Annotated in this window: 17 protein-coding genes and 1 pseudogene; 12 read left to right on the plus strand and 6 right to left on the minus strand. The window is 38.6% G+C overall.

What is annotated here, in order from left to right:
* Positions 1-62 precede the first annotated feature (62 nt).
* Positions 63-1,052, plus strand: a complete 990-nt coding sequence (locus tag V5739_RS00885) for a Stealth CR1 domain-containing protein (RefSeq protein WP_423819281.1) — start codon at positions 63-65, stop codon at positions 1,050-1,052.
* A 12-nt stretch (positions 1,053-1,064) separates the two neighbouring features.
* On the opposite strand, the gene V5739_RS00890 is transcribed toward V5739_RS00885, so the two are convergent.
* Positions 1,065-1,256, minus strand: a complete 192-nt coding sequence (locus V5739_RS00890; protein WP_423819282.1) for a hypothetical protein — start codon at positions 1,254-1,256, stop codon at positions 1,065-1,067.
* Positions 1,257-1,676: 420 nt separating this feature from the next.
* Between V5739_RS00890 and V5739_RS00895 the strand changes: the two genes are divergently transcribed.
* The 10 genes and pseudogenes from V5739_RS00895 to V5739_RS00940 all read left to right on the plus strand — a co-directional run bounded on the left by V5739_RS00895 (position 1,677) and on the right by V5739_RS00940 (position 13,243).
* The gene (locus V5739_RS00895; protein WP_423819283.1) at positions 1,677-2,216 is read left to right on the plus strand and encodes a carboxypeptidase-like regulatory domain-containing protein; all 540 of its coding nucleotides are present in this window, start codon (positions 1,677-1,679) and stop codon (positions 2,214-2,216) included.
* On the plus strand, positions 2,207-3,478 hold the full coding sequence (locus V5739_RS00900; protein WP_423819284.1) for a TonB-dependent receptor plug domain-containing protein: 1,272 nt from the start codon (positions 2,207-2,209) through the stop codon (positions 3,476-3,478). Before V5739_RS00895 ends, V5739_RS00900 begins: the two co-directional genes overlap by 10 nt.
* A complete protein-coding gene (locus V5739_RS00905; protein ID WP_423819285.1) occupies positions 3,384-4,838 on the plus strand; it encodes a RagB/SusD family nutrient uptake outer membrane protein in 1,455 nt (484 codons plus the stop codon). The genes V5739_RS00900 and V5739_RS00905 overlap by 95 nt, the downstream gene beginning before the upstream one ends.
* Positions 4,839-4,918: 80 nt before the next feature.
* Positions 4,919-6,115, plus strand: a complete 1,197-nt coding sequence (locus V5739_RS00910) for an IS256 family transposase (protein WP_423819286.1) — start codon at positions 4,919-4,921, stop codon at positions 6,113-6,115.
* A 54-nt stretch (positions 6,116-6,169) separates the two neighbouring features.
* Positions 6,170-6,352 carry a RagB/SusD family nutrient uptake outer membrane protein gene (locus tag V5739_RS00915; protein ID WP_423819287.1) on the plus strand — a complete coding sequence of 61 codons (183 nt, stop codon included), beginning with the start codon at positions 6,170-6,172 and terminating at the stop codon, positions 6,350-6,352.
* A 264-nt stretch (positions 6,353-6,616) separates the two neighbouring features.
* The gene (locus V5739_RS00920) at positions 6,617-8,533 is read left to right on the plus strand and encodes a beta-N-acetylhexosaminidase (protein ID WP_423820426.1); all 1,917 of its coding nucleotides are present in this window, start codon (positions 6,617-6,619) and stop codon (positions 8,531-8,533) included.
* Between the two features lie 77 nt (positions 8,534-8,610).
* Positions 8,611-9,912: a DUF3472 domain-containing protein gene (locus V5739_RS00925; protein WP_423819288.1), complete on the plus strand. Its 1,302-nt coding sequence runs from the start codon at positions 8,611-8,613 to the stop codon at positions 9,910-9,912.
* 215 nt (positions 9,913-10,127) lie between these two features.
* Positions 10,128-11,228 (plus strand): alpha-galactosidase, encoded by a 1,101-nt coding sequence (locus V5739_RS00930; RefSeq protein WP_423819289.1) that lies wholly within the window; start codon positions 10,128-10,130, stop codon positions 11,226-11,228.
* Between the two features lie 11 nt (positions 11,229-11,239).
* Complete coding sequence (locus tag V5739_RS00935) at positions 11,240-11,356, plus strand: hypothetical protein (RefSeq protein WP_423819290.1); 117 nt, start codon at positions 11,240-11,242, stop codon at positions 11,354-11,356.
* A 73-nt stretch (positions 11,357-11,429) separates the two neighbouring features.
* A pseudogene (locus V5739_RS00940) lies at positions 11,430-13,243 on the plus strand (glycoside hydrolase domain-containing protein).
* Positions 13,244-13,547: 304 nt separating this feature from the next.
* On the opposite strand, the gene V5739_RS00945 reads toward V5739_RS00940, so the two are convergent.
* The 5 genes from V5739_RS00945 to V5739_RS00965 all read right to left on the minus strand — a co-directional run bounded on the left by V5739_RS00945 (position 13,548) and on the right by V5739_RS00965 (position 23,212).
* Positions 13,548-16,670 carry a glycoside hydrolase family 2 TIM barrel-domain containing protein gene (locus tag V5739_RS00945; RefSeq protein WP_423819291.1) on the minus strand — a complete coding sequence of 1,041 codons (3,123 nt, stop codon included), beginning with the start codon at positions 16,668-16,670 and terminating at the stop codon, positions 13,548-13,550.
* A gap of 305 nt (positions 16,671-16,975) precedes the next feature.
* The gene (locus V5739_RS00950; protein ID WP_423819292.1) at positions 16,976-18,454 is read right to left on the minus strand and encodes a Gfo/Idh/MocA family protein; all 1,479 of its coding nucleotides are present in this window, start codon (positions 18,452-18,454) and stop codon (positions 16,976-16,978) included.
* 282 nt (positions 18,455-18,736) lie between these two features.
* Positions 18,737-20,131 carry a sialate O-acetylesterase gene (locus V5739_RS00955; RefSeq protein ID WP_423819293.1) on the minus strand — a complete coding sequence of 465 codons (1,395 nt, stop codon included), beginning with the start codon at positions 20,129-20,131 and terminating at the stop codon, positions 18,737-18,739.
* Positions 20,132-20,358: 227 nt separating this feature from the next.
* Entirely contained in the window at positions 20,359-22,020 is a 1,662-nt protein-coding gene (locus V5739_RS00960) for a beta-N-acetylhexosaminidase (RefSeq protein ID WP_423819294.1), read from the minus strand.
* A gap of 52 nt (positions 22,021-22,072) precedes the next feature.
* Positions 22,073-23,212, minus strand: a complete 1,140-nt coding sequence (locus V5739_RS00965; RefSeq protein ID WP_423819295.1) for a sialidase family protein — start codon at positions 23,210-23,212, stop codon at positions 22,073-22,075.
* A 464-nt stretch (positions 23,213-23,676) separates the two neighbouring features.
* Here V5739_RS00965 and V5739_RS00970 point away from each other — a divergent pair, with 464 nt between their 5' ends.
* Positions 23,677-26,376: a glycoside hydrolase family 20 zincin-like fold domain-containing protein gene (locus V5739_RS00970; RefSeq protein WP_423819296.1), complete on the plus strand. Its 2,700-nt coding sequence runs from the start codon at positions 23,677-23,679 to the stop codon at positions 26,374-26,376.
* The last annotated feature ends 44 nt before the right edge of the window (positions 26,377-26,420 follow it).

Genomic DNA, 26,420 nt, shown 5'->3' on the forward strand with positions numbered 1-26,420 from the left:
GTATTATTTATTTCTCAAAATTAACTTCCTGAAATAAAAATCTCTGATTAAACTCTTACTGAATGACAAAACCTGTAGAAAATATTCAAGTTGATGCCGTTATCACCTGGGTGAATGGAAATGATAGAAATTGGCAGGAAAAGATTAATAATTATTCTAAATTTAAAATTAATTTCTCTTCTAAAAACCACCTTAAAAGATATAATTCAATTGGAGAAATAAACATTGCAATAAAATCGATAATTAAATTTGCTCCTTTTATTAAGAATATTTTCCTGGTAACCGATAATCAGTCGCCTGAGTCCTTTGATTCCCTGCAATCACTTGCTCTAAAGAATGGAGTAAACCTTGAACTTGTTGATCACAAAGTTATTTTTAGGGGTTTTGAAGAATATCTACCCACTTTCAACTCGTGCTCCATTATCTCTATGTTATTTAATATACCCAACTTATCGGAGCACTTTATTATTTTCAATGATGACACTTTCATAATGAAAGAAACATCAGTAGGTGATTTTTTTATTGATGGAGAACCCATTATAAGAGGTGAATGGCAACAGTTTAATGAGAACAGGATATTAAGAAAAAAATACCATGCTGTTTTAAATCTTTTGAACATTCCCATAAAGAAGAAAAATACGGGGTTTAAGAGATTACAACAAAATAGCGCCAGATTAGCTCAAATGGATAAGTATGTGAGACGTTTCCACACACCGGTTAGTGTTAGAAAGTCAACTCTTGTAAACTTTTTTAAACAAAATTCTGTATTAAGGGAAAACATCCAGCACAGGTTTAGAAATGAAAATCAATTTATTTTATCTTCCTTATCTGAGCATCTGGAAATTCAAAATGATACTTATCATTATCGGAATTATTCACAACTAACATATTTTAGATCATACAAAAATCTATGGTTGACCAAGTTAAAGTTGAAGCGGTTTAAAAAAGATGAGAATAAACTCTTCATCACATTTCAAAGTTTGGATATGGCAAACGATAAAATATTAGATTATATTTTGAATTGGATAGAAAAACAACTTAACAATAACTAAAAAGTTCCTCTTTTAAGGATGTAAAGCGGAAGTCAAAGAAACTTTATTCCCCCCGGCACCAGCCAGGAGGATCTGCAATTCCTTTTTTGCCAAAATTGGCTGTAAATATTCATTTATTTCCTCCGATCTCTGCTGAATCAACTCAAAGGTTAACCGCCATATTTCGGGCTGCCCTGTAATTTCCTGTTGGGTGTGTATATTCACAAATTTTGTTTTAAGATGGGTGATGAAGTTGACAATTTAAATGTTCAAGTAAACCTATGAAAAAATTTGTCTTTACAAAATACAATGAAATATTTCGGAAATTAGAAACATTCGTTTAGCTATTATTTAGCTAATTAATACTTCCGAATTTGAATTAATTTATATACACCTCCAATTTTACAATTTTAAAAAAAATTCTTCAAAATTGAGGCAAAATCCCTATATCATAAGGCATACGTTACAAAATATACATTCACAAACAGCAAAACATTCATAATTCCATAAATACATTAATATTTTATTTGGAATTAATACGCAAAACATAACTTATCAGAAGTTATCGAAGAATAAATTCTTTCGTTTACTATTTAATTTCTGTTGAACTTCTTAAAACTAACCAAAAACAACCCTACCAGACTTATGAAAAAAATCGTAATAACCACTTATTTTCTACTTTTCTCCATCATTATGTTGGGACAAACTACAGTAGAAGTAAGCGGAAAAGTCGTAGACAATGATTCAGGAATCCCCATTCCAGGTGTCAACATCATTGAAAAAGGTACTACTAATGGCACCATGACCGATTTTGACGGGAATTTTGTACTTGAGGCTCCAGCTCACGCAACTTTAGTAATTTCATACTTAGGCTACACCACTCAGGAAATTAATATTAACAACAAAAGCAAAATCGATATCGCGCTCCAGCAAAGTGCCGCTGCTTTAGATGAAGTTGTAGTGGTGGGTTATGGCACCCAGAAAAAGGTAAATCTTACCGGATCTGTTGCTTCTGTAGACGGAGATATGCTTGAAAGCAGAGCTATAACGAGCGTTTCTGCAGGCCTTTCGGGTCTTCTGCCTGGAGTCTCTGTAAGGCAATCTTCAGGAATGCCAGGAGCTGATGGCGGGACTATAAGAATTCGTGGAACAGGCACCTTAAACCAGCCTCCCCAATGGTTTTGATCGATGGGGTGGAAGGCTCCTTAAATGATGTACAAAGCAATGATATTGCGAGTATTTCGGTATTAAAAGACGCAGCCTCAGCGGCTATTTACGGGTCAAAAGCTGCTAATGGAGTGATTTTAATAACTACAAAAACCGGAAAATATGGTGAGCCCACTGTCAATTTTTCGAGTGACATTGGCTGGCAGTCTCCAACTAAACTTCCAGACTATTTAGGATCTTATGATTACGCCACACTTTACAATGAAGCGTTAGAAAATAGCGGAAAAGCAGCAAAATTCAGTGAAGAAGATTTGGAATTATTCCGTAATGGTTCAGATCCTTTCGGACATTTAGATACAGATTGGCAAGACCTGCTCTATCAAGGCTCAGGATTTGTAATAACCAATAACTTTGGAATATCCGGAGGTTCAGATTTCACTAGATATCGGGCATCAATAAATCATCAAAAACAAGAAGGTATAATTAAACATACTGGAAAGAACGAATATAACGGGAGGCTTAATTTAACTCTTACCCCCAAGAAATGGCTTACTACAAATATGAATCTATCTTACACTCAGATGGATCGTGAACAACCAAATAATGCGTATGTAGGAGGTGGTATAGACCAAATAATAAGACAAGCTAATAGAATTGCCCCCTGGATTCCTTATAAAAATGAAGATGGAACTTACGGTACAATTTCAGATGGTAACCCAATAGCCTGGCTGGAAATGGGCCCACAAATAGATTACCTTAGAAAAACATTTGTAGGTATTGGATCAGTTCAAGTTGATTTAATGAAAGGCCTTAATGTAAAAGCGTTAGTTTCTCATAGAAATGTTGAATCTGATAATTCAGAAATGAATAAAGAGATTCAATACAACCCTTCGAAATATCACGGGCCTACAAAATTACTTGAAGATTTAAGCTCGAGCACACGAAACACATTAGATTTAACAGCCAATTATCTTAGTACGCTAAATGAAGTACATAATGTAGCGGTATTAGCTGGTTATCATGCCGAATCTTTTGATTATAAAAGAACTACCGCCTATCGTGAAAACTTCCCAAGTACCGAACTTCCCAATTTAGATGCAGGGTCTACCAATGGCATGAAGAACTCAGGCTATACAAGAGAGTTAAATATGGTATCATGGTTTGGCCGAATAAATTATGATTTTGATGGACGTTACTTACTTGAGGCTAATGTACGCGCTGATGCTTCCTCCAGATTTGCTGAAGACAACAGATTCATTTTTAGAAACAGCACCAAATGACGCTCTCTCCCCTTCCACTTTCTGGAAAAATGAAAAAGATTTAGAGCTTGCACTCACGGGAATATATAATGGATTTGAAAGTGGAGGTTCCCTGATGTACCGTGATGCAGGCTCAGATAACGCATATAATAATTTCCCATGGGAAGGCTGGACCAACATAGGTAATGGAAATCTTTCTGCAGCAGACTCGGGGGCTTCATATTATAATTTTGGCACCATAAACCGAAGTAATGAATTTCTTGAAAATGTAGATAAAGCAACTGAGGTCTCAGAAGAAAAAAGGGCCATTTATAAAGCTCAGGTACGTTTTATTAGAGCATATATTTACTATGTACTTACTACGAATTATGGCGATGCACCTTTGATTACCGAAAACTTTGCTACTCCCGAAGAAGCTAAAGTTCCACGAGATTCCCAGGAGATCATCCGCAAATTTATTGAAGACGAATTAAAGGATGTAATTGGAGTACTCCCAGAATCTTATCCCGGAGGAGAATATGGTAAAGCTACAAAGGGCGCAGCTCAAGCATTGCTTATGAGATATTACCTCTACTTTAAAGAGTACAGCAAAGCTTTGACAACTGCTAAAGAGATATCTGGCTATTCATTAAACCCAACTTTTGAAGGTCTTTTTGATCCGGCAAATGAACAAAACAGCGAAGTGATTTTATCGGTACAGCACACTGCAGACTTTTATGCTATGGATTTTACTCCGTTTTTACCCAACGGACTTGGGGGCTGGTCTTCAGTCGTTCCTACACAATCATTAGTAGATGCCTTTGAAATGGCTGACGGGAAAACCATCGAAGAAGCCAGGGAAACAGGAGAGTATGATCCCTCCAATCCATATAAAAACAGGGATCCAAGATTGAGAGCAACGATTGTTTATCCAGGTCAGGTTTTTGCAAACCAGTTGTACCTATCTGTAGAAGAAGGCAGTAATGACTACTACAACACAGCCGACAATGCTTCTAAAACTGGTTATAATTTTAAAAAGTATACAACTTTTATGGATTTAGATCCAGGTTCACCGTATTGGAATATGGGTAATGATATTTATATTTTTAGATATGCCGAAGTGCTTTTAACCATTGCTGAAGCGAAGGTAGAGTTAGGACAAATAGACAATGAACTATATGAAGCCATAGATAAAGTACGGTTAAGAGCAAATATGCCTGCAGTAGACAGAGCTAAATATTCATCTCAAGAAAGTTTAAAAAAATTGGTGAGAAATGAACGTCGCGTGGAATTTGCTATGGAAGGATTACGTAGAGATGATATCATACGCTGGGAAATTGCCGGTGATGTTCTTAATGGAGATTTAATCGGTGTGAAAGGCACTATATTAAAAACTGTGTAAGTATTGAATAACGGGGTTTGTTAGCCCCGTTATTTTTTTAACCTTGCCTGCAAAATCCAGGCACTAATATTTACACATTGATGAAAAAAGAAGATCTATTCGATGATGAGTTTTTAAAACAGTTTAAATCCGGAGAAGAACTTAGCAGCTTTCTCAAGCAACTTCAAAAACGAGGATTAGAGAAAATGCTTGAAGGTGAACTTGATGGCCATCTGGATTACGACAAGAATCAAAAGTCTGGATCTGGAAATACCAGGAACGGTTATTCTCAGAAAAAGGTTCGCAGCTCTTACGGTGAAGACACTATAAAGGTTCCCCGCGACCGTGATGGCTCTTTTAATCCCATGATCGTTCCCAAACGAAAAAACATGGTGGACGGGATTGAAAATGTTATTGTATCACTATATGCAAAGGGAATGAGCAATAGCGATATTGAGGAGCAAATCTCTGAGGTGTATGGTTTTGATGTCTCTACTTCTACTATATCCAGAATTACAGACAGAATCAGCAATGATATCGTAGCCTGGCAAAATCGTCCTTTAGAGCCTGTGTATCTGATCGTTTGGATGGACGGAATCGTATTCAAGGTTCGAGAGAACTCTAAGGTAGTCAACAAAACCATTTACATAGCTGTAGGCCTTAGAAGAGATGGCAAAAAAGAAGTTCTTGGCCTTTGGTTAGGAAAGAATGAATCTGCCGCCTTCTGGATGAGCGTATTGACCGATATGAAAGCCCGGGGAGTTGAGGACATTTTAATCACTGCCACTGATAATCTCAATGGATTTACGGATACCATTAAGAATGTTTTTCCACAGTCTAAAACTCAAATCTGTGTGGTTCACCAGATCAGAAACGCCTGTAGGTATGTAGTTTGGAAAGATAAAAAAGCCTTTACCAAGGATATGAAGTTGATATACGATGCACCTACCAAACAAGCCGCAGAAGCTGCCTTGGAAGATTTTGCCACCCAATGGAACTCTAAGTATTCTTATGCGATAAAAAGCTGGAGGGACAACTGGGAAGACCTTACCGTCTTTTATGAGTTCCCGCTGGAGATCAGGCGAATCATTTACACCACCAATCTTATTGAGAACCTGAATGGTAAGATCAGAAAGTACACTAAAAACAAATTATCCTTCCCAACTGATGATGCTGTAATGAAATCTGTATATTTGGCTCTGAGGGAAGCAACCAAAAAATGGTCAGCGCCTATTAGAAACTGGGGAATCGTCCTCAATCAGTTCTTGACTATATACGAAGAAAGGGTTCAACTTTAGATAAAAGTTAAACCCCTTTATTTAGAACTTACACACTTTACGGGATAGTGTCGTGTGAAAAGAGGAACAGTTCTCGAATCCACACAACCAAATGGGGATCACAATGTATCTTTGAACCTCCCTGCAAACTTAATTGAGAACCGTCAATTTCAAGCTCCTAAAAACTATCTTTTACCTATTCCACAGGGGGCAATTGATAAAAATCCTAATTTAAAACCGAATAAATCAGGATATTAAAACTTGTCATTTATTATTTTAATTTATTTAAATATTTAGAAGAAACAAAATATACACTATTTAACTATTTGAATTTTAGCCTCTATTGTAATGCCCTGCTGAATTTTCCGCAGGGCTTTTACTATATTTTTGTTTCTGTTGCTCAGATTCTGTATCAGGCTGTAGCTAATTGTATAACTCCTCCCCCGATTTTCATGAAAAAATTATATCTAATCTTTATTGTTGCATTAGTCCACTTCTCTTGCCCAAAATTCCATAAATATCATTCCTGCACCCCAACAGTGGAATCCCACAGGAGGTCAAATACATTTTAAAGCAATACATGTAAAATGGCCTTCTGATATTAATATTAAAGAACAACTACTGTTAAACAGATTTAAACTTGAACTGATAGGTCTTGGGATTCCCCTTGTAGATGCTCCGGGTGATTCTGTTCTAAATTTGGAATTTGACACAGCGTATTTTGATATTAATGCTCAAAAGGATGCTTACCACATAAAACTGGGTATGAATACCGCTATAAAAGCCGACTCATACAATGGCCTGGTTTACGCCACCAGAACATTGCTGCAGTTATTCTCTCAGGCTAACCAAAATGGTGAACTTCCAGCCGGCACAATTATCGACTTCCCAACTTACGAAAAACGTATGTTGATGATTGATGTGGCCCGCAAGTTTTTTACTGTAGAAGAATTGAAGGATTTTATAAGGATTATGGCCTGGGTAAAGATGAATGAACTTCATTTACATCTTAGTGATAATTCCTGGGGAGGTTACAGTGCATACCGCCTGGAAAGCAAAAAATATCCCGAACTCACAGCAAAAGATGGCTATTATAGCTGGGAAGAGATTGAGGAACTTCAGGATTTTGCAGCCTCTTACGGTATTACGATTACACCAGAGATAGATTCCCCAGGGCATTCCCTGGCCTTTACAAATATACGACCCGATCTTAAGAGCCCTTGGCTAAGTCCAAATTACCTGGATATTACTAATGAAGATACGTACGAATTCATGGAAGAAATCCTGGCAGAAGTTATTCCTCATTTTAAAGCTCCAGATTTTCATCTAGGTACAGATGAGTATCGTATTAACAGCATAAAAGACGACTCCCTCAAATTTAAAATTGGAGATACATTCCTGAAATACATAAATCACTTTAATACAGTTGTCAAAAAACACAAAAAAAATGCCCGAATCTGGTCGGGATTTGAAAATATGCCAGGTAACACAACAATAGACAATGATGTGATCATAGACATGTGGGAAACCAGTGCTGCCAAAGATAAATCCCAGGAAGGATATAGCTTAATTAATTCTTCCCACTATTTCTCCTACATAGTTCCCGGAGCTCCTTATTATGGGGTGAACAATAAATTTATTTATGAAGAATGGAGCCCTCTCATCTTTAGTAATAAAAAGGAACAAAACCTGTCGCAAGGTGATCAAAATCTCCTGGGAAGTAAATTACATATCTGGAACGACTTTGGCCCCACAGGATACAATATTTCTGAAATTGCACGACTCGTGCTGCCATCCATATTTGTTTTTTCTGAAAAAATGTGGGGGACAAAAGCCTACGACTCGGTGGAGGAATTTAATAGTAAAGCAACAGCTTTAATAAAAATTCCGAACACTTCGATCCTGTCACGGTATTTCACGAATGAAAATATCATACTCAGCAAAAATAAAATTGATTTATCCGGAAGTTCAAAAACAGAGACTGGCACAACGTTAAAAGATTTAGAATATCCCTGGTCTGCAGAAATCACCCTTAAAAGAACAAGCACCTCTCCTGGTAAAGAAGCACTGGTATCTTCACAATTGGCCACAGTTTACACAGATTTGGAATATACTTTTAAGGAAAATGACACCTCATACACAAAAAGAGGTATTGCCATTGTTCGGGCAAATCAAACAGAAGGAGATACCCCGCTAACCTCTCATAAACCAAATGTGATAATTTTTAAACATAATATTCCTATCGGCAAAACAACTCATTTGAGAATATTGGGTGAAAAAGGCAAAACCACTTTATACGCTGATGGAAAATTAATTGGAAGTAAGAATATCCAAACCTTGATTCCTTTAGAATTCTTTGGCTCCCCAATAGATTCAGTCTTTCAGGGGCGCATCCAAAATGTTAAAGTAAAACAGCTTGAAGAAAAAAGACCTTTTTGACCACCCATTGGGTCTCTAAAATGAATTGTGGTCATTAATTTTAATTTCTTCTGAATAATCTAATAATCGTCTTTACAATGAAAAAATTCCAGCTTTTAGTAATCGTTCTATTAAATATTCTCCTGATTTCCTGTGAAAATAAGGGGTCTTCTAAAGAAGCATCGGTACAGTATACACAACGCATTCCCGCAGGAGAAAATTCATGGATTTCCCACAATGAACAGCACGATCATCAAACTATAACAAAAGAAGGAATCCGAAACTGGAACGGCATCGAACCTCTAAAGACCTACTTCAGGATTTCAGGGCAAGGCGAACTAATTGTTGGCTTACACTTAAAGACCTCTTCTGAAAAAGTTATTTTAAAGGCTACTTTAAATGGTATAAGTAAGAAAATACCTCTCAAAAATGACATTTTTGGTGATGTTTACCTGGGAGAGTATCCAATCAACCAGTCTGGATACCAGGAACTTATTTTGGAAATATTACAGCCAGATCCAGATGTTTCTGTGGATATAAATGAAGTTTTATTAGCCGGGAATGCTGCAGAAGGCGATGTGGATTTTGTAACAGACAATTTCCATTTTGGGCGTCGGGGTCCCTCTGTACACCTCCGCTACCCTATTTCGAAGAAAAGTGAAAAAACACTATATTTTTATAACGAAATAGAAGTCCCCGAAGGCGAAGATGTAATTGGCTCCTATTATATGGCAAACGGATATTCTCACGGCTATTTTGGCATACAGGTAAATTCTGAGAGCGAACGCCGCATTCTTTTCTCGGTATGGAGCCCTTACGACACGCAAGATCCTGCTGAGATCCCCGAAGACCAGAAAATCGTATTACTCAAAAAAGGCGACGGAGTGAATACGGGCGAATTCGGCAACGAAGGTTCAGGCGGGCAAAGTTTTAAACGCTATATGTGGAAAGCAGGAACAACCTACCGTTTCCTGTTAAAAGGCGAACCTGCCGGTTCCGATCATACTGTCTATACCGCCTATTTTTACACACCTGAAAAAGACCAGTGGGAGCTTATCGCCAGTTTTAAAAGGCCCAAAGCCAGTAATTACCTTGGTAATTTATATTCTTTCTTAGAAAATTTTGTACCTGCCACCGGTGATACTGCTCGAAAAGCTCATTATAAAAACCAGTGGATCTATGATAAGGACAAGGGCTGGATAGAACTCACCAAGGCTATCTTTACAGCCGATGCCACGGCTAATCAAAAAGACCGGCTGGATTATGCAGGTGGTGAAATCGATGAAGGTTATTATTTGAAGAACTGTGGTTTTTTCAACGATTTTACTCCAGTTGAAACAGAGTTTAACCGCAAGGAAAATGGTTCTGCTCCTCAAATAAAATTTGAAAATCTTCCGTAGATCCTAATCAACATCTTTCCTTTAAATAATTAAATTTATAGCAGCTATCACAACAAAAGGTAAATTATTCGATTACGAATTTATGTAATAATGAATTATATCTCTCAAAATCAAAATCTTGTACTTTCGAGAATGAAAAATTTTGCTTTATACTAAATTGTAAATCGTATTCTAAAAACTGAACAACCTGTATATACCTTCTTAACACAATTACAATGACGCCTAAACCCCTAATTCTACTGCTTGCATTCTGTTTCTCATTGTTTTCAAGTGCCCAGGTCTCCCTGTTGGCTCCTACTCCCCCCATGGGATTTATGACCTGGAATTATTTTGGAGATGATATTCATGAACAAGACATCAAATCTATGGCCGATGCTATGGTAGAGGAAGGTCTTGTAGAGCTGGGTTATGAGTACATTTTTATTGATGACGGCTGGCAGGGAGGTCGCGATAAAAGAAACAATATAATTCCCGATCCTAAAAAATTTCCTTCAGGAATTAAAGCTCTGGCAGATTACCTTCATAGCAAGGGAATGAAACTTGGTATCTATTCCGATGCGGCACAACTTACCTGTGCCGGGTACACAGCCAGTCTGGGGTTTGAAGAACAAGACGCCAAAACTTTTGCATCCTGGGATGTAGACTATTTAAAATACGACTACTGTGGTGCCCCAACCGATAGAAAAACTGCAGAGAAAAGGTACTCTAAAATGGCTGATGCTTTGCAAAATTCTGGCCGGAAGATCGTATTTTCTGTATGTGAATGGGGACAGCGGGAGCCTTGGCTATGGGCTAAAGAGGCTGGTGGACAGTTGTGGCGAACCACTTATGATATTCGGGATAAATGGAGTGCAAACGCTCCCGAAGGCACCAACCTTCATGAAGAAAGTATAGGTTATGGAATACTTGATATTCTGGAAATCAATGTCGAACTAGATGAATATGCCGGTCCGGGAGGATGGAATGACCCAGATATGCTTGTGGTGGGGCTTCATGGCAAAAGTGGCCCTTCTGGAGATCAGGGCGGTCATGGTGCCACAAATACCGAATATCAAAGCCAAATGAGTTTGTGGTCTCTTATGGCTGCCCCATTGATGATAAGCAATGACGTGAGAAATATGGATGAAGAAACCCGGAGAATTCTAACTAATAAAGATATAATTGCCATAGATCAGGATCCATTGGGCAAACAGGGCAAAAGAGTAATTAATAAAGACAACTGGCAGGTTTTCGTGAAACCTTTAACCGATGGAAATTATGCGGTTGGTATCTTAAATACTTCTGAAAAAAAAAACAAAGATTTAAAGAAAACCTGAGCAGTTTAGGTTTGGACGGAAAATATAAACTGCTGGATGTATGGAGCAAAAAAGATTACAGAAAAACTGACAAATTAAATTTCCAAGTTCAATCCCACGAAACATTAGTATTTAAACTGAGTCGATAACACTTTTTTAATTTCACCGGTTTAAGTTACCACCTCAACTTATATCTCTTTTACAGAAGTCTAAATTCTTGTTATGAACATCATCAAGTCAGTTTTTTTGGTAGTGGCATTTTCCTTCCTGAATGCTCCAATATGGGCTCAAAATCCTGTAGATCAAAATTTTTCCGATAAAGTAACAGGACAGGATGAATTTCCAGAGACTTACTCTGAAGTATCAAACCCCATTCCTACTCCGGTGCATTTGTGGCAGAATAAGCGTCAAAATGTAATAGGCTGGGGAAATACTGATACTCGCTACAAAAAAGAGGAACCAGCCAAGGTCGGGGATATTTCCAACAAGGTTGAGATGACCGGCTGGAAGGGTGAGCGGGTATCTGCCCAATTTGTGGTTTCGGCAGTTAAATCTCCTTTAGAACTTTCCTTTGAAGTGAGCGATTTAGTGCATAACAGTAATAAAAAGTGGAGAATAGAACAGAGAACTATTTCTACAGGATTTGTGCGCTATGTAATGACCGATGAACTCAATAAAGATAAAAAAGGAGCATGCGGACACCGAAACGCTAAAGATTTTGATTCTACCCTTGTGACCGACCCTATAGATCATCTCACTAAAAGCCTTTTAATTTCTAAAAATTCGACCCGTCCCGGATGGGTGAAAATATGGATCCCTCAAAATGCTTTTCCCGGAAGCTATACAGGAACCTTAAAAGTACTGGATGGCAAAAAAGTCATAAAAAAACTGAGAATTGAGATTAACGTCAAAGACCGAAAAATACCAACCCTTCAAAAATGGCGTTTTCACCTCGATCTTTGGCAAAACCCTTACGCTGCTGCACGTTACTATCAAACCGAACTGTGGAGTAAGGCCCATTTTGAAGCTATGGAAAAAGATATTCAGTTTTACGCCAATGCCGGAGGAAAATCTATTACTGCCTCTATTATGAATAAACCCTGGAACGGACAAACCTATGACCCCTTTCAATCTATGGTGACCTGGAAGCGGAAAATAAATGGGCAATGGGAATTTGGCTTTACCGCTTTTGATAAGTGGGTAGAGTTCATGATAAAAATGGGCGTAGATAAACAAATTAACTGCTATTCCATGGTGCCATGGCGGTTATCCTTTGAATATTTTGATGAAGCCAGTAATTCTATGAAAATTGTAGAAACGGAACCCGGGGAAAAAGAATATGAAGAAATGTGGGGCGCAATGCTCACCTCTTTTGCCGCCCATCTCAAAGAAAAGGGCTGGTTTCACAAAACCTATATTTCTATGGACGAGCGCCCTATGAAAGTGATGCAGGAAACGATAAAGGTCATTAAAGCAGCCGATGCAAATTTCAAGATTTCATTTGCCGGTGGAAACCATCCAGAATTATATGAAGAAATTGATGACTACTGTCTTTCTATGGAAGAGTCATTTCCCCAGGAAGTAAAGGAAGAACGACGGAAAAATGGCCAGATTAGTATATTTTATACCAGTTGTGCACATGCTGCTCCCAACAGTTTTACTTTTAGTCCGCCGGCCGAGAGCGAATGGTATGGCTGTATGCAGCTTCACAAGGTCTTGATGGATACCTGCGTTGGGCTTATGCCAGCTGGGTTAAAGAACCTTTACTAGACAGCAGGTTTACTACCTGGGCTGCGGGAGACACCTATTTTGTTTACCCCGGCGGAAGGACTTCCATAAGATTTGAAAAACTTCTTACAGGCATTCAGGTGTATGAAAAAATTCTGATTTTGAAAGAAGAATTCAGAAATACCAATAATCAAAAGGCTCTAAAAGAATTGGAAGAAATCCTGCATCTTTTCCATAATAACAACTTTGACCAAACCACTGCTTCCGAAGTAATAGAGAAAGCAAAGCTTGTAATCAATTCCTTTTAAAAAAGCTAGATTTACCCAAAAAAGTTTGTCAAAAATGGCATTTTTCACCTGAAGAATTCCTCTACATAACCTCTCTAACCTTCAAATTTTGTGGAGGATTAAGCCTATATATTCTCCTGTTCAGCCAGTAAATAAAGACTGATCTTGACCATGAGCGAACCTGTGTCCTATTCCTTCATTAATTTAGAAGACTGCGATTCAATATTCATTAATACGTAGCTCCTTTTTTTTTAAACATAAAAAAGCCTGCCAGATTTAGGTAAGGTCAAAATCTGACAGGCTGCACTACTGCTCAACCAAAAATTTACAGCGGCTTAATAATATAGCTGTAACTGTAATTTTGAAAAGGCATACGGTATTTTTCTAAGGCTAAACTTCCCCAGCTGTTAATACCAGCAACACCCATTTGTCTTAAATCAATATCCAGATAGGTATGTTCACCTTTTTTCAGGAGTCTGGAATTTTCCTGTCCTTTTTCTGAAGAAGGATACAGTTGTTCCTTAGAGTAAGGTAAAGCTGAAACATTTAACAGGTCTTCAGTAAAACTTACTTTAATACCTGTATTACGGCCATTTGAGATCTCGGCCCAACGCACATCAGTTTTATTGCCAGATTCCTGTGGCCTTATATAAGGATGGTATTGCTCTTCTACACTTCCTTTGTAGATGCCAACCATGGCGCTAAATTTTCGGTCTTCATAACTCTCCCATGGGCCACGACCATACCATTTAAAAGTGTCAAATTTCTTCGGAAGCAATAACTCATTCCCGAATTTTAACAACATCTCATGATCCCCTTTAACGGCTTCAAAATTATTATCCACTTTGAGTACGCCATCATCGAAGATGGTAGTAACCTGGGTCAATTTGGCATCTCCCTGTAACACGTCATAAATAACTTTAACCTGAGTGGCACCTTCTGCGTTTTTACCATGCGTAAACTCTACAACTTCAAGTTCAGGCTGCTTTAGATAATCAAGCTTCCTGTTTAGTCCGCCTCCAAAGTCGTTATCAACCAGGGGTCTAAAAAGGCTTAATTGCGGACCTTTTTCTATGAGAACATCCCTTTTGTATTTATAATCTGAAAACCTTCCGGTTGTTTTATTAAAACTAATTGAAAAAGAACCTTTTGAAAAGCTTACCAGGTCACCTTTTTCTTCAACTTTCAAATCTACAGCTTCTAAAACCTGGTTTTCAGAAACAGGAGGAGTAACAGCAAACTCGGCTTCGGCTAAAAGAGTACCGGGGGCTACAAAACCTTCTTCCTGAGCAAGTATTCCGGTAAAATGCAACCTGTATTCTGCTGCCGTATCTGTAGGCACACTAAAAGGAAGCTCTACTGCAACTGTATTTCTTGGAGCTATAGAAAAACTTCCTAATTTTTCAGATTTTACCACTTCTCCATTTTTGAGCAATGCTACAGAGAATTCATAATTAGAAAGATCCCGGAAGAAATATTTATTGAAGATCTCTACTTTCTCTTTATCTTCAGTTAAACTGAAACCTACTTCCTGGTATACCTTGCGCACCTCATACGCGTGTGGATTCCAGGAACGATCGGGCATAATAACTCCATTTATTAAAAAGTTATTATCACTTGCAGTACCTTCAGGCCCCCAGTCGCCGCCATAGCCAAACACCTTTTTTCCATCTACCTCTTTGTAAATTCCCTGGTCTACCCAATCCCAAATATATCCTCCCTGTAGTTGAGGGTATTTTTCGATGACCTCCCAGTACTCTTTAAAGTTACCAAGGCTATTTCCCATTGCGTGAGCATATTCACTCATAATGTATGGACGATCGGGGTTGCTTTGTGCCCAACGCTCCATAGACGCCGGGTGAGGGTATTGAGGTACAATAATATCAGTATTCCACTCGGTAGTAGAACGTTCGTATTGCACCGGCCTGGTAGGATCAAAGCCTTTAAGCCAGTTATAGGCTTTATAAAAATTATACCCATTCCCTGCCTCGTTTCCAAGGCTCCAGGCAACAATCGAAGGATGGTTTTTATCCCGCTCTACCATTCTTTTGATTCGCAACATGTGGGCATGTTGCCATTCAGGATCGTTACCTAAAGTGCTTTCAGGTTCGTAATACATCCCGTGGGATTCAATATTGGCTTCATCAATAACATAAAATCCGTATTTGTCGCACAACTCATACCAGTAAGGATCATTTGGATAATGAGAAAGTCTCACCGCATTCATGTTGAGCTCTTTCATAATACGAATGTCTTCCCGCATCTGCTCTCGTGTCATTACATGAGCAGTTTCAGGATGAGATTCGTGGCGGTTTACGCCTTTAAACCAAACAGGTTTACCGTTGACCAAAAACTGATATCCGTCTATTTCATAAGATTTAAAACCTACATTGGTGTGAATCAACTCCTTCACCTTCCCTTCGGAATCTAAAAGTGTTAATTCGAGAGTATACAAATTTGGTGTTTCAGCCGACCAATGATGTACATTCGGAATTAATTCTTTAAACTGAAGCACTGTTTTTCCAAGCTTCCGCTTAAGACCAATTGTCTTTTGTTCAGCTTTATAAATTTCATTGTGAGAAGCGTCAAAAAGTTTAGCTACCACTGTATTTTCTCCCTGATCTTCATCAGTATGGTTCCAAAGCTCCAGGTCTACTGAAAACTCTCCGTCAGTATAATTATTGGTTAACCCACTTTTAACAAACAGGTCGTAAAAATGCACTTTTGGACGGGCGTATAAATAGACATTTCTTTGAATCCCACTAATGCGCCAAAAATCCTGCGCTTCCAGGTAACTGCCGTCACTCCAGCGACGCACTTCTATAGTAATCTGGTTCTTACCAGGTTTAACAAAATTGGTAAGTTCATATTCAGATTCCAGTTTACTATCTTCACCTAAGCCCACATACTCACCATTAACATAGAGTCTAAAAGCCGATTTTACAGCCCCCAAATGGATAAATACCGGCATATCACTCCAGTTTTCAGGGAGTTCTATCTCCCTGCGGTAAATACCTGCAGGATTTTTTTCATTTTCAATAAAAGGCGGATTTGGATTCTTAACGGCAAATTCAAAAGGGTGGTTCACATAGATTGGTGTTCCATAGCCATTAAATTCCCAGTTTGCCGGCACCTTAAAATCGTCCCAGCCCGAATCGTCAAAATCTACAGCCTCAAAATTATCGGGAAGATTATTATAATGTTCGGTCCAAAAAAATTTCCAGCTTCCGTTTAGGTCAATAAAACGGTTGGAAGCTTCTTTGTTCCTCTCTTGGGCTAATTCTTTGTTTTCATAAGGAAAATAAGCAGCACGCATAGGGAGCCTGTTTTCTGCCTGCACATTTGGGTTCTCAAATATTGGATCGGGTTTACGATCTTGTGCAATCACAAGTTGGAATACTGCAAAAAAAGCCAGTATTACTGTTGAGGTACTTCTAAATAAACGCATGGACATAGAGGTTAATTTTGATTTAATTAGGGGTTAGCTTCGGAAAAAATATTCAGTTGAAATGACATTTTTGGAACCTCCGGGTATTTTCCATTCCAGCTGAAGTTGTTGTTTCTTCCCACATCATCATACCACAAACCATCAACCAAAATAAATATAAAATTAGGATGCACTTCTTATAAAGTTCCTGTCCTGTACCAGGACAGAAACTTTATAAGGGATACACGAAAGTACATACTAAGGAGGTAAAAATACATCTGGTTACAGAAAGACTTTCATTTAAAATTTAGGAAACTTAACAGCTTCTATTCAACAGATAATTGCTTGCTGTTTGCTTTTTTATCTAAATTTCTTACTCCGGTAGTACCTCCGCCTTCTAAAGTTAAATTCACAGGCTTGTTAGTTTTCCAGGCCCCACGAGTAAAATCTGGTACTTCAATAGAATTAGATTTATTGGCAATAGACCATTCACTCAATGAAGTTATACTACTCCAGGCAGCGGCATCATAAACATCCATATCCATGGGAAGTCCATTTCTAAGACAGTCAATCAACCTCCAGTCCATCATAAAATCCATCCCCCCATGGCCGCCAACTTTTTTAGCCATTTCTCCAACTTTACGTACAATTTCGGGAGTATATTTTTCTTCAAGTTCTTTCATTTTATCTGCATCGGCGATCTCATGACCAAAAGCAATGTGCTGTAAAGGCCATTTTTGGGCGAAACACTTGGTACCGCTTAACATATGAATACGGGAATAAGGTCGGGGTGAACTAATATCATGCTGAATCATGATGGTACGACCCTTATTAGTTTTGATAAGCTGGATGTCCATATTTCCCCTCATATTGGCTCCCACAAATTGTTTTAAATCGGGGTTTTTTTCAGCTTCTTCTTCAATTCTTTTGCTCAGGGTAAAATCGTCACTCATAATAGAGGTAAGAAAGTCCATCTTATCTCCTCTATTAATATCCATAGCCTGACAAATTGGACCTAAACCATGAGTAGGATATACGTTGGCATGACGTTTATTTTCCTTAAGTCGCCAGTAATTATCATAAGCACCATCGGTCATTTTATCATCCTGAGGCCGGTTAAAGTGCCAGTAATCAAGATCATGGATATACGCCCCTTCACCATGTACAAGGTCTCCAAAAACACCCTGCCTTGCCATGTTAAGTGTCATTAACTCAAAAAAGTCATAGCAGCAGTTTTCAAGAATCACACAATGTTTGCGGGTTCTTTCAGAAGTTTCAACAATTTGCCAGCATTCTTCCAGGGTACGCGCAGTAGAAACTTCAACAGCCGTATGCTTACCGTTTTCCATAGCCTCAAGAGCAATGGGTATGTGCCATTCCCAGGAAGTAACCACATAAACCAAATCGATATTATCACTTTGGCACATCTCTATATACCCCTTTTCACCATTTACGTATTCGGTTGCTTTTGGCAACCCGGCTTTTTTCAGTATTTCCTGTCCTCCATCAACAGCAGCCTGCCGGGTATCACAAAGCGCCGTAATTTCCACTCCTTCAATAAAAGTCATTCTCTCTACAGCCCCTGCCCCACGGTCTCCAATCCCCACAATTCCTATCCGAACAGTATCAAGTGCAGGTGCAGCATAACCCGACATATTAAAATTCATAGTCGGCTGCCTGCTTGCAGCAGCTTTAATTTGTGTTAATTTCTCCTCACTGGCACAGGATGTTAAAAATGCCCCGGTAGCAATAGCGCCCGATCCAAGGGCCATATTTCTTAAAAACGATCTTCGATCTGCACTCATAATAGATATTTTTATTTCTTGTTGAATTTCTCTTTTGAAGAATGGTTAATTAATGATGAAAACTGATTCTCAAAAATATAAAAAAGTATTAAAATATTCGATAATGAAAGTTAAAAATTCACTTTAGCAAGAAAATTAAAAGAATAAAATTTTCGTTATCTTATTTAAAACTTAAAAATCAATCTTATTCCCTGAAGGCTTTAACGTTTTAATACATTCTATTAGTCCATTTTATAAGGTGTCAAAAATGACATTTTAGGAGTCTCTAATTACGCTTGCTGTTTAATCTACTCCAATTTGAAAAGTGGAAGCCGGCAACTGCTCACTGTTCATAAGGTTTCCTGAAGAATAGGGAAGCCAGCCATAGTATATCATTTCAGGCTTTTGAGAGGTTTTTATAATGATGCTGGTCCCGTTTATTATAGCCGGTACAGGATGTTTTCCGTTTAAAGAAAAACCTTGAACGGCTTCTTCCCCTGGCGTTTTTAAACCTTCTGCGGTGTGTGTAAAATTGATGATCACTTTCCCCTGAGAATAGGACGCCCCTAAAGGTAAAGGACCAGAAACTTCAATATTCCTATTATATTCATTGTGCAATGCCCACCGCGCCAACCTTTCACCTATCACTTTTTTGTTGCGTGGATGTACATCATTTTTGTTACCCACATCACTACTTACCGCCATGCCACCATGCTTTATTTCCTGTAACAGAAGCCGTTGCAGATTTCGAAACAGTGGCCAATACTGCGACTTATAATTGGTAGTATCTATAGAAGAAAGCTGTACCCAATAAAAAGGCAGGGAGTTTTGATGCCATTTTTCCCGATAACTTTTAATCAGTAATTTCTGTAATTGGGGGTACTCTAAAACTCGTGGTAACTCCTGAGCATTAATTTCTCCCTGATACCATAAAACGCCTTTTATGGGCATATTTACAATAGACTTGACTCCAGATTCATAGATAAATCCGGGTTTGTAAGCGTGATTGGCCCCTGTTTGGGTACTATACAAAGCAACTCCTCCAACATTTTGCTCTCCTCTTTCTCTAACCCAAACTGGTAATTCGTCATTTTCGAGCCAATTCCCAGAAACTTTCTTTCGAAATTTTCGGTCATTTAAAAGCGTTTCTTCGGAAATGAAGGCTTCGATTGGAGCACCACCAACAGCTAGATTTATGAGGCCCACCGGAATGTTTTCATGTTGAAGTATTTCTTTTCCGAAGTAATAGCCTACAGCACTTAATTTCGCCACCTGCGGCAGTGCACTCTCCTCCCAGCTACCCTTAAAAAAACCCGCAGGATGCAGTTTTTCAAGGTCTTCTTCAGAGTATTTTTCACCATAAATACCTTTACCAACATATTGTTGATTATAAAAGCGAAGTGCAGAGCCAGCGAGCTGTTCCTTTTCGGTTTCATAATACATCTCCTGCCCCAGCGACCATTCCATATTTGACTGACCAGCTAACAGCCACACATCTCCAATGAGAATATTCGAATACTCCAAAGAATCGGTTTTGGTGTAAACCGATAAAACCCGGGGGACGGCATTGCCCGGCAAGGCTGAAAAAGAGACCTGCCAGGAAGAATCGGCACTGGTTTCTACTTCTTTCACTTCTGAAGAAAATTTGACCTGTACAATTTCTCCAGGCAGATATTCCCCCCATATAACGATGGGCATGTTTCGTTGCAACACCATATTATCTGAAAAGATATAGGGCATGGTAACCTGGGAATACCCAGTTAAATGGAGAGCCAAAAATGTCAATATTATTTACCATTTTTGAAATAAAAATTTACTCTTTATCATCATATAGCTTCAGGATATTATAAAAAAACTCCTGTTCATCGAAAGTTGAAAATTTCGCTGAACAGGAGTTTTTAGACTCACATCAAACAAGTGTAGGGTTATTGTTGTTTACCTTCTGTTAAATTTTGCTCCTCTTCAAATACATGAGTTGCATAGTTATAATCAAGCGCCTCATAACGCTCTTTCATTACCTCCAGTCTTGACAGGAAGCCTTCCCAGTCTTTTTTCGCAGAGGATGTCCAGTTCACTTCAGATAAAGCTGTGAGCCGGGGTAAAACCATGTATTCTACATGATCGGTTGTTTTTATATATTCTGTCCACAAATTTGCCTGAGCTCCTAAAATATGCTTTGCTTCCTCTTCTGAGAGTTCTTCTGGCACAGTGTTGAAAGAATAAACTTTTTCAACAGGCACAAAACCACCTATTCCCAGGGGTTCATCTTCATTTTTGGACTGATAATAATCAAAATACAGGTGATCGTTAGGGGTCATTACTACATCGTGACCCTGTTTAGCCGCTTCAATACCACCTTTAGAGCCTCTCCAGGACATTACTGTGGCATTAGGTGCCAAACCACCTTCAAGGATCTCGTCCCAACCTATAATTTGCCGACCGTTTTCATTAAGAAACTTTTCGATTCGTTGAATAAAATAACTCTGTAATTCATGTTCATCCTTCAAACCTTCACGTTTGATCACCGCCTGTGCCTGTGCACTCTCTTCCCACTCCTTTTTAGGAGCTTCATCTCCCCCAATATGTATATATTCACTCGGGAACAACTCCATCACCTCTGTAAGCACATCTTCCAGGAACTCAAAAGTTTCTTCTTTAGGAGCAAAAATTGTAGGAAAAACACCCCATTTAGTTTCCACTTCATAAGGTCCTGTACCATTCCCTAACTCCGGGTATGCAGCTAAAGCAGCTGTAGCATGGCCGGGCATTTCAATTTCTGGAATTATCGTAATGTGCCTGGCTGCAGCGTAAGCTACTATTTCTTTCACCTCCTCCTGGGTATAAAAACCTCCATATTCTTTTCCGTCATTTTCATCCCAGTTCTTTTCAACCATAGTTCCTTTTCTTACCGAGCCTATTTCAGTAAGTTTCGGATATTTTTTAATCTCAATACGCCAGCCCTGATCTTCGGTTAAATGCCAGTGAAAACGGTTCATTTTATGTAGCGCGAGTAAATCGACATACTTTTTTATAAATTCTACCGGGAACATGTGACGACCCACATCCAGGTGCATCCCGCGATAAGAGAATTGAGGAGCATCTTCTACTTCTACAGCGGGGATAGTCAAACTTTCAACTTGTTCTACTTCAGCTGATGGAGGCATTAACAAGCGTAAAGACTGAATTCCGTAAAAAACCCCTTGTGGTGTTTTTCCGGAAATTTCTATTTGATCAAAGCTAACCTTCAGCCTGTAACCTTCTTCTTCCTGAATTTCAGAATCAAGTTTGAGAACAATGACATGATCATTTTTTTCTGTAGAAGTTGTAGTTTCTATCTTAAACCCTGAAGCTGTAGAAAGCATCTCAGCCAGGAAAGCAGCCTCTTTAGATAGTGTATCTTCTGTAACAATGTGTGTGTTGTCATCTACTATAAACCTGCCCTTCGCGGTGTTCATTTTAACAGGAAGTGGTATTATGGCATAGTCTTCAGGAGTATTTTCAACGTCTTTAAACTCCGTGTATGATTTCCCTGTTTCACAAGAGCTTATCATAATTAGTAAAAGTAGAAATGGTAAAATATTTTTCATATCAATAAATTTAGAAACGATTTAATCGGTAAAAATTGAATTCTATAATAATTTATTCTTTGTTAATACTGTCTTCTCCATTAGTCAGCCATTCCAAAGAAAAGCTGGTAAAAGAGTTCTCTTTATAATCATCTTTTTCAAAAAAGACTCCTATCTCACCATTTTCAAGTATTGTCATCGACGAATATGCCGCACCACCTGTATAAATAGTTTTCCCTTCACTCCAGGTTTCACCTTCATCATAACTAATTCTAACAGTTAAATTCTTACGAGCTTTTGCATCATTGGAATTGGAAAATAAAAGCCTGTTTTTATCGTCTCCATCCTCAACAGAAGTATAACGAAGAATACTGGCATTGTTTCCAGGATCCACAAGGGTTTCTTCGGTTTTTGTATTCCAGGTTTTTCCTTTATCATCCGAAATATGTACGTAACGGTGACCTTCTCCTGTATTCACGCGGGAGTTGATCATATAATCTCCATTACTTAGCTGTATTACTTTAGACTCATCGGCCGGTGTTACAGGAGCATCGATAAGGAACCAGGTATCTCCATGATCGTCGCTGGCAAATAAATAAACGCCTTCTTTTAATCTTACGAGAGTGTGCAACAATCTTCCCTCTGAAGTTTGAATACCCCGGCCCGAAGTAATAAACTTAAAATCGTTGTGCCATTTTTCTTTTGAGATCTGAGCAGTGATATCTTTAGGATTGGTCCAGGTTTCCCCATTGTCGCTACTTTTCATAACATGAAAGTAGTACACATCCTTTTCTTTATCCAGGTCCATATAATTGTAGAACAGGAAAATCTCTCCGGTTTGTTCATCGACAATCATTGAAGGGTCTGAAGCTGACCGTCCTTCGGGAAAATCTATGACGGTTTCTTTAGTGGTCCAGGTTTTACCGTTATCGAAACTTCTACGCTGCACAATATTTATATTCCCACTACCACGAAGGTCTGCACAGGAAGGAACCCGTTCATCAATAGCGGCAATTAAATCTCCATTTGGAGCTGTCACCAATGCCGGAATACGATAACAGGAAATATCCGGATTGTTTTCTGCACTAAAAAGATTGTGAAACACCAAATCCTTAGATATATTTTCTTGTGACGGCTTGGGTGTTTTAGAGGAAGTGAACGAATTGCAGGCACTAAGAGCAGCAAAAGTCAAAATAAGAAGGGGCTTTTTCATTGTAGATGATTTATATATATAGGGTATAAAATTCATGATAAGCATCTTTCTTGTGGAGATGCAACTAAAACCTGAAAATTTTGCCTGAGATAACCTTCAGAAACTCAAAGATAGCATTTAACTCAAAAATTCCGTTAAATTTTAAAACAATTTCTTTTGTATCCTTTTTATTTTAACTTTCGAATTACTTGTAGATAGAAACTATTATCTTTATTAAAGATTTAAACAAAAGTTTTAGTGAATTTCTTCTAGTGCAAAAACTGAAGGAAGTACGTAAAAAATATAAAGACTCAGAAGGACTTGATTAACAGTTTAGCAAGGTTTACAAAACTTATAAAACAAAATGATAGCCTGAAGTATCTCCAAATACCAAACAACACCCTCAGTCATTTTTTGAATTTCATTTATAGTCTACATCGCGAATGAACCATAGCAGATTACTTTCAACTTACAACCTTCACCTCATGAAGGAGAGAACCATGTTTATTTTTAGTCAGGGAGCAATATTCTTTTTACTTGTTTTAATTTCACAGCAGGTTTTGGCTCAAGAGACGGTTTTAATACCGAAACCTCAGAAAATAAACCAAAAAACCAGCCATAGTTTTAATCTTAATAATTCCAGGGTCTGGACCAATGAAACGGCTCATAATAATTTTACATTAGAACAATTAAAAAAAGTATTTTCAGAAAAAGCACAGGCAAAATTATCGACTGTAAAAACAGCCAAAAAAGCTGATATCATTCTCTATTCTGCAAGTGAAGGGGCTGTTTCTATTCCAAAAAATTTACTTCCTTCATCCGAAGTTCTTCAGAAAATCGGCCCACAGGGCTACTGGCTCAAAATAGATGATAAAATCCGCATAATTGCCAATACCTCTCAGGGGCTTTTCTATGGGGTTCAAACCCTGAAACAACTTCTCAAAACATCAGAAGAAAATGCCCTTTTTGAAACCGAAATTTTAGATTGGCCTGCCCTTGAATATCGAGGCTGGATGGATGATATTAGCCGGGGTCCCATCCCTACTTTAGATTATGTAAAGTATGTAATTAAAACACTTTCAGAATATAAACTGAATTTTATAAACCTGTACACCGAGCACACCCTTCGCAATGAAAAATTTGCCGATATCGCACCTCCTGATGCCTTTACCCCTGCAGAAATTACTGAATTAGAGAAATTTGCCGCTCCATATCATGTCTCCATTATAGGCAATCAACAGGCATTCGGACATATGGAAGAAATCCTGAAAATTCCCTTTTACGATAATATTGCCGACAATAAATGGAATTTAAATCCGGGTAGTCCTGCAACTTACAAGTTTCTTGAAACCTACTTAGGCGATGCTGCCCAAGCCTATGAACATCCTTTTTTCAATATAGGAGCCGATGAAACAGACGGACTGGGTTCAGGGAAAGCAAAAGATTTGGTTGATTCTTTAGGAATGGAAGCCGTTTATGCTATGCATATTAATAAACTGGACGGGATTTTGAAAAAGTACGGTAAACGCACTATGATGTGGGGAGACATTGCGGTAAACCATCAGGAAATTATTGAACAGCTCCCAAAAGATCTCATTATCCTCTCCTGGGGCTATGACCCGCGAGACAGTTTTGATGAAGCTATTGTACCTTTTAAGGAGTCAGGTTTTGATTTCATGGTAGCTCCAGGCGTGAGAAGCTGGAGCGAGATCTATCCCAACCTGGATGTCGCGGTTAAAAACATCGCTAACTACGTGCGTGACGGGAAAGAATATGGTGCCATGGGAATGATAAATACAGCCTGGGATGATGATGGCGAAACCTTGTTTAATGCTAACTGGCACGGAATGATTTGGGGAGCAGAAATGTCCTGGAATCCCATTATAAACCAGGAAGAAGAGCAGGCCAGTCGGGAAAGACAGAACCGACGTGAAATATTTGAAAAGGGAGTAGATCAATTCTTCTTTGGGGTCACCGGGAAGTCAAGTGTAATGAAAAGCCTTAATAAATTTTCACAGCTAAGAGAAATCCCCGTGTTTTCAAGTATGGCTAATGCCTCTACCTGGAGCAGTATTTACGAGTTTTATCCCGAAGAAGAAACAGCATCAATTGCGGCTGCGAACCACACGATGCTCAAAGAAGCGAATAAGTTGATGCTTGAACTGCAGGAAAAAACCCGGCAGGTAAATACCAATAAAACAGCCGTTAGTATCGCAGCTCTGGAAGCACAACGTACCGCTTACACTGCCAAAAAGAACCTGTTTGTATTAGAATTACAGAAACTTTATAACAACAAAGAAGGGGTTAACCTTAAGCTAATAAAACAAACAAGGGAGGAATTACTAGACGAACTTCACCTGCTAAAAATAGCATATGTACAGGCCTGGCAAGAGGAAAACAGAGCTTACTGGCTCAATGAAAACCTGAAAAAATACGATGCACAGGCGCAGGATTTGTTAGACATAGAAACTCATGTTTTTATAAAAGCGGGGCAGGCCATTCAACCTGGCGAAATGAAATTAGAATTGAACAGCCTCTTCCCTCAAACTAAATTGTACTACAGTCTTGATGGCAGTGAACCCACGAAAGACTCCCCCGTCTATAATGGAAATCTGAGTATAAATTCTAACACCCTGGTACAGGCAAGAGGATATAATGATGGTAAAGCCGGAGAAATCTCTTCAAGATTCTTCAGTGTTCATAAAGCACTGGGTGTTACTCCAAAAATAAAGGGCAGTTATAGCACCGCCAACCCTGCCTATACAGCCGGAGGTCCAGCTGGCTTAACCGACGGACTCAAAGGTTCAGAAAATTTTGCAGATGGACGCTGGCAGGGTTATGCCGGCCAGGATGTAGAAGTGGTACTTGATTTGGGTGCCCCAACTGAAGTAAATGAAATTTCAGCCGACTTTTATCAGCGTTTAATTTCATGGATTATGCTGCCAAAAAATGTAGAATTTCACGCATCTAAAGACGGAAAAAATTACCAAAAAGTAGCTCAGGCAAATAGTCCTGTAGATGAAAAAGATCAGGGTTTAATAATTAAGGAGTTTTCTTCTGGGCCTTTAAAACTAAAGACAAGATTTCTCAAAGTAAAAATAAATTCCCAGGGAATGTTACCCGAATGGCATACAGGAGCCGGTAAACCAGGCTTCATCTTTATAGATGAGATTGTGGTTAAATAATTAAGAAAATCAATAAATCAGCTGTCTTGAAATTCATGGGAAAT

It is taken from the genome of Salinimicrobium sp. TIG7-5_MAKvit (genome assembly GCF_049569215.1).
Classification (GTDB): Bacteria; Bacteroidota; Bacteroidia; order Flavobacteriales; family Flavobacteriaceae; genus Salinimicrobium; species Salinimicrobium profundisediminis.

Coding starts and splice junctions, on each gene's coding strand:
- V5739_RS00905 (WP_423819285.1), top strand. CDS start 3,384: ATGGACGTTACTTACTTGAGGCTAATGTACGCGCTGATGCTTCCTCCA.
- V5739_RS00925 (WP_423819288.1), top strand. CDS start 8,611: ATGAAAAAATTCCAGCTTTTAGTAATCGTTCTATTAAATATTCTCCTG.
- V5739_RS00970 (WP_423819296.1), top strand. CDS start 23,677: ATGAAGGAGAGAACCATGTTTATTTTTAGTCAGGGAGCAATATTCTTT.
- V5739_RS00900 (WP_423819284.1), top strand. CDS start 2,207: ATGGTTTTGATCGATGGGGTGGAAGGCTCCTTAAATGATGTACAAAGC.
- V5739_RS00945 (WP_423819291.1), bottom strand. CDS start 16,670: ATGCGTTTATTTAGAAGTACCTCAACAGTAATACTGGCTTTTTTTGCA.
- V5739_RS00950 (WP_423819292.1), bottom strand. CDS start 18,454: ATGAGTGCAGATCGAAGATCGTTTTTAAGAAATATGGCCCTTGGATCG.
- V5739_RS00910 (WP_423819286.1), top strand. CDS start 4,919: ATGAAAAAAGAAGATCTATTCGATGATGAGTTTTTAAAACAGTTTAAA.
- V5739_RS00955 (WP_423819293.1), bottom strand. CDS start 20,131: ATGCCCATCGTTATATGGGGGGAATATCTGCCTGGAGAAATTGTACAG.
- V5739_RS00885 (WP_423819281.1), top strand. CDS start 63: ATGACAAAACCTGTAGAAAATATTCAAGTTGATGCCGTTATCACCTGG.
- V5739_RS00930 (WP_423819289.1), top strand. CDS start 10,128: ATGACGCCTAAACCCCTAATTCTACTGCTTGCATTCTGTTTCTCATTG.
- V5739_RS00960 (WP_423819294.1), bottom strand. CDS start 22,020: ATGAAAAATATTTTACCATTTCTACTTTTACTAATTATGATAAGCTCT.
- V5739_RS00895 (WP_423819283.1), top strand. CDS start 1,677: ATGAAAAAAATCGTAATAACCACTTATTTTCTACTTTTCTCCATCATT.
- V5739_RS00965 (WP_423819295.1), bottom strand. CDS start 23,212: ATGAAAAAGCCCCTTCTTATTTTGACTTTTGCTGCTCTTAGTGCCTGC.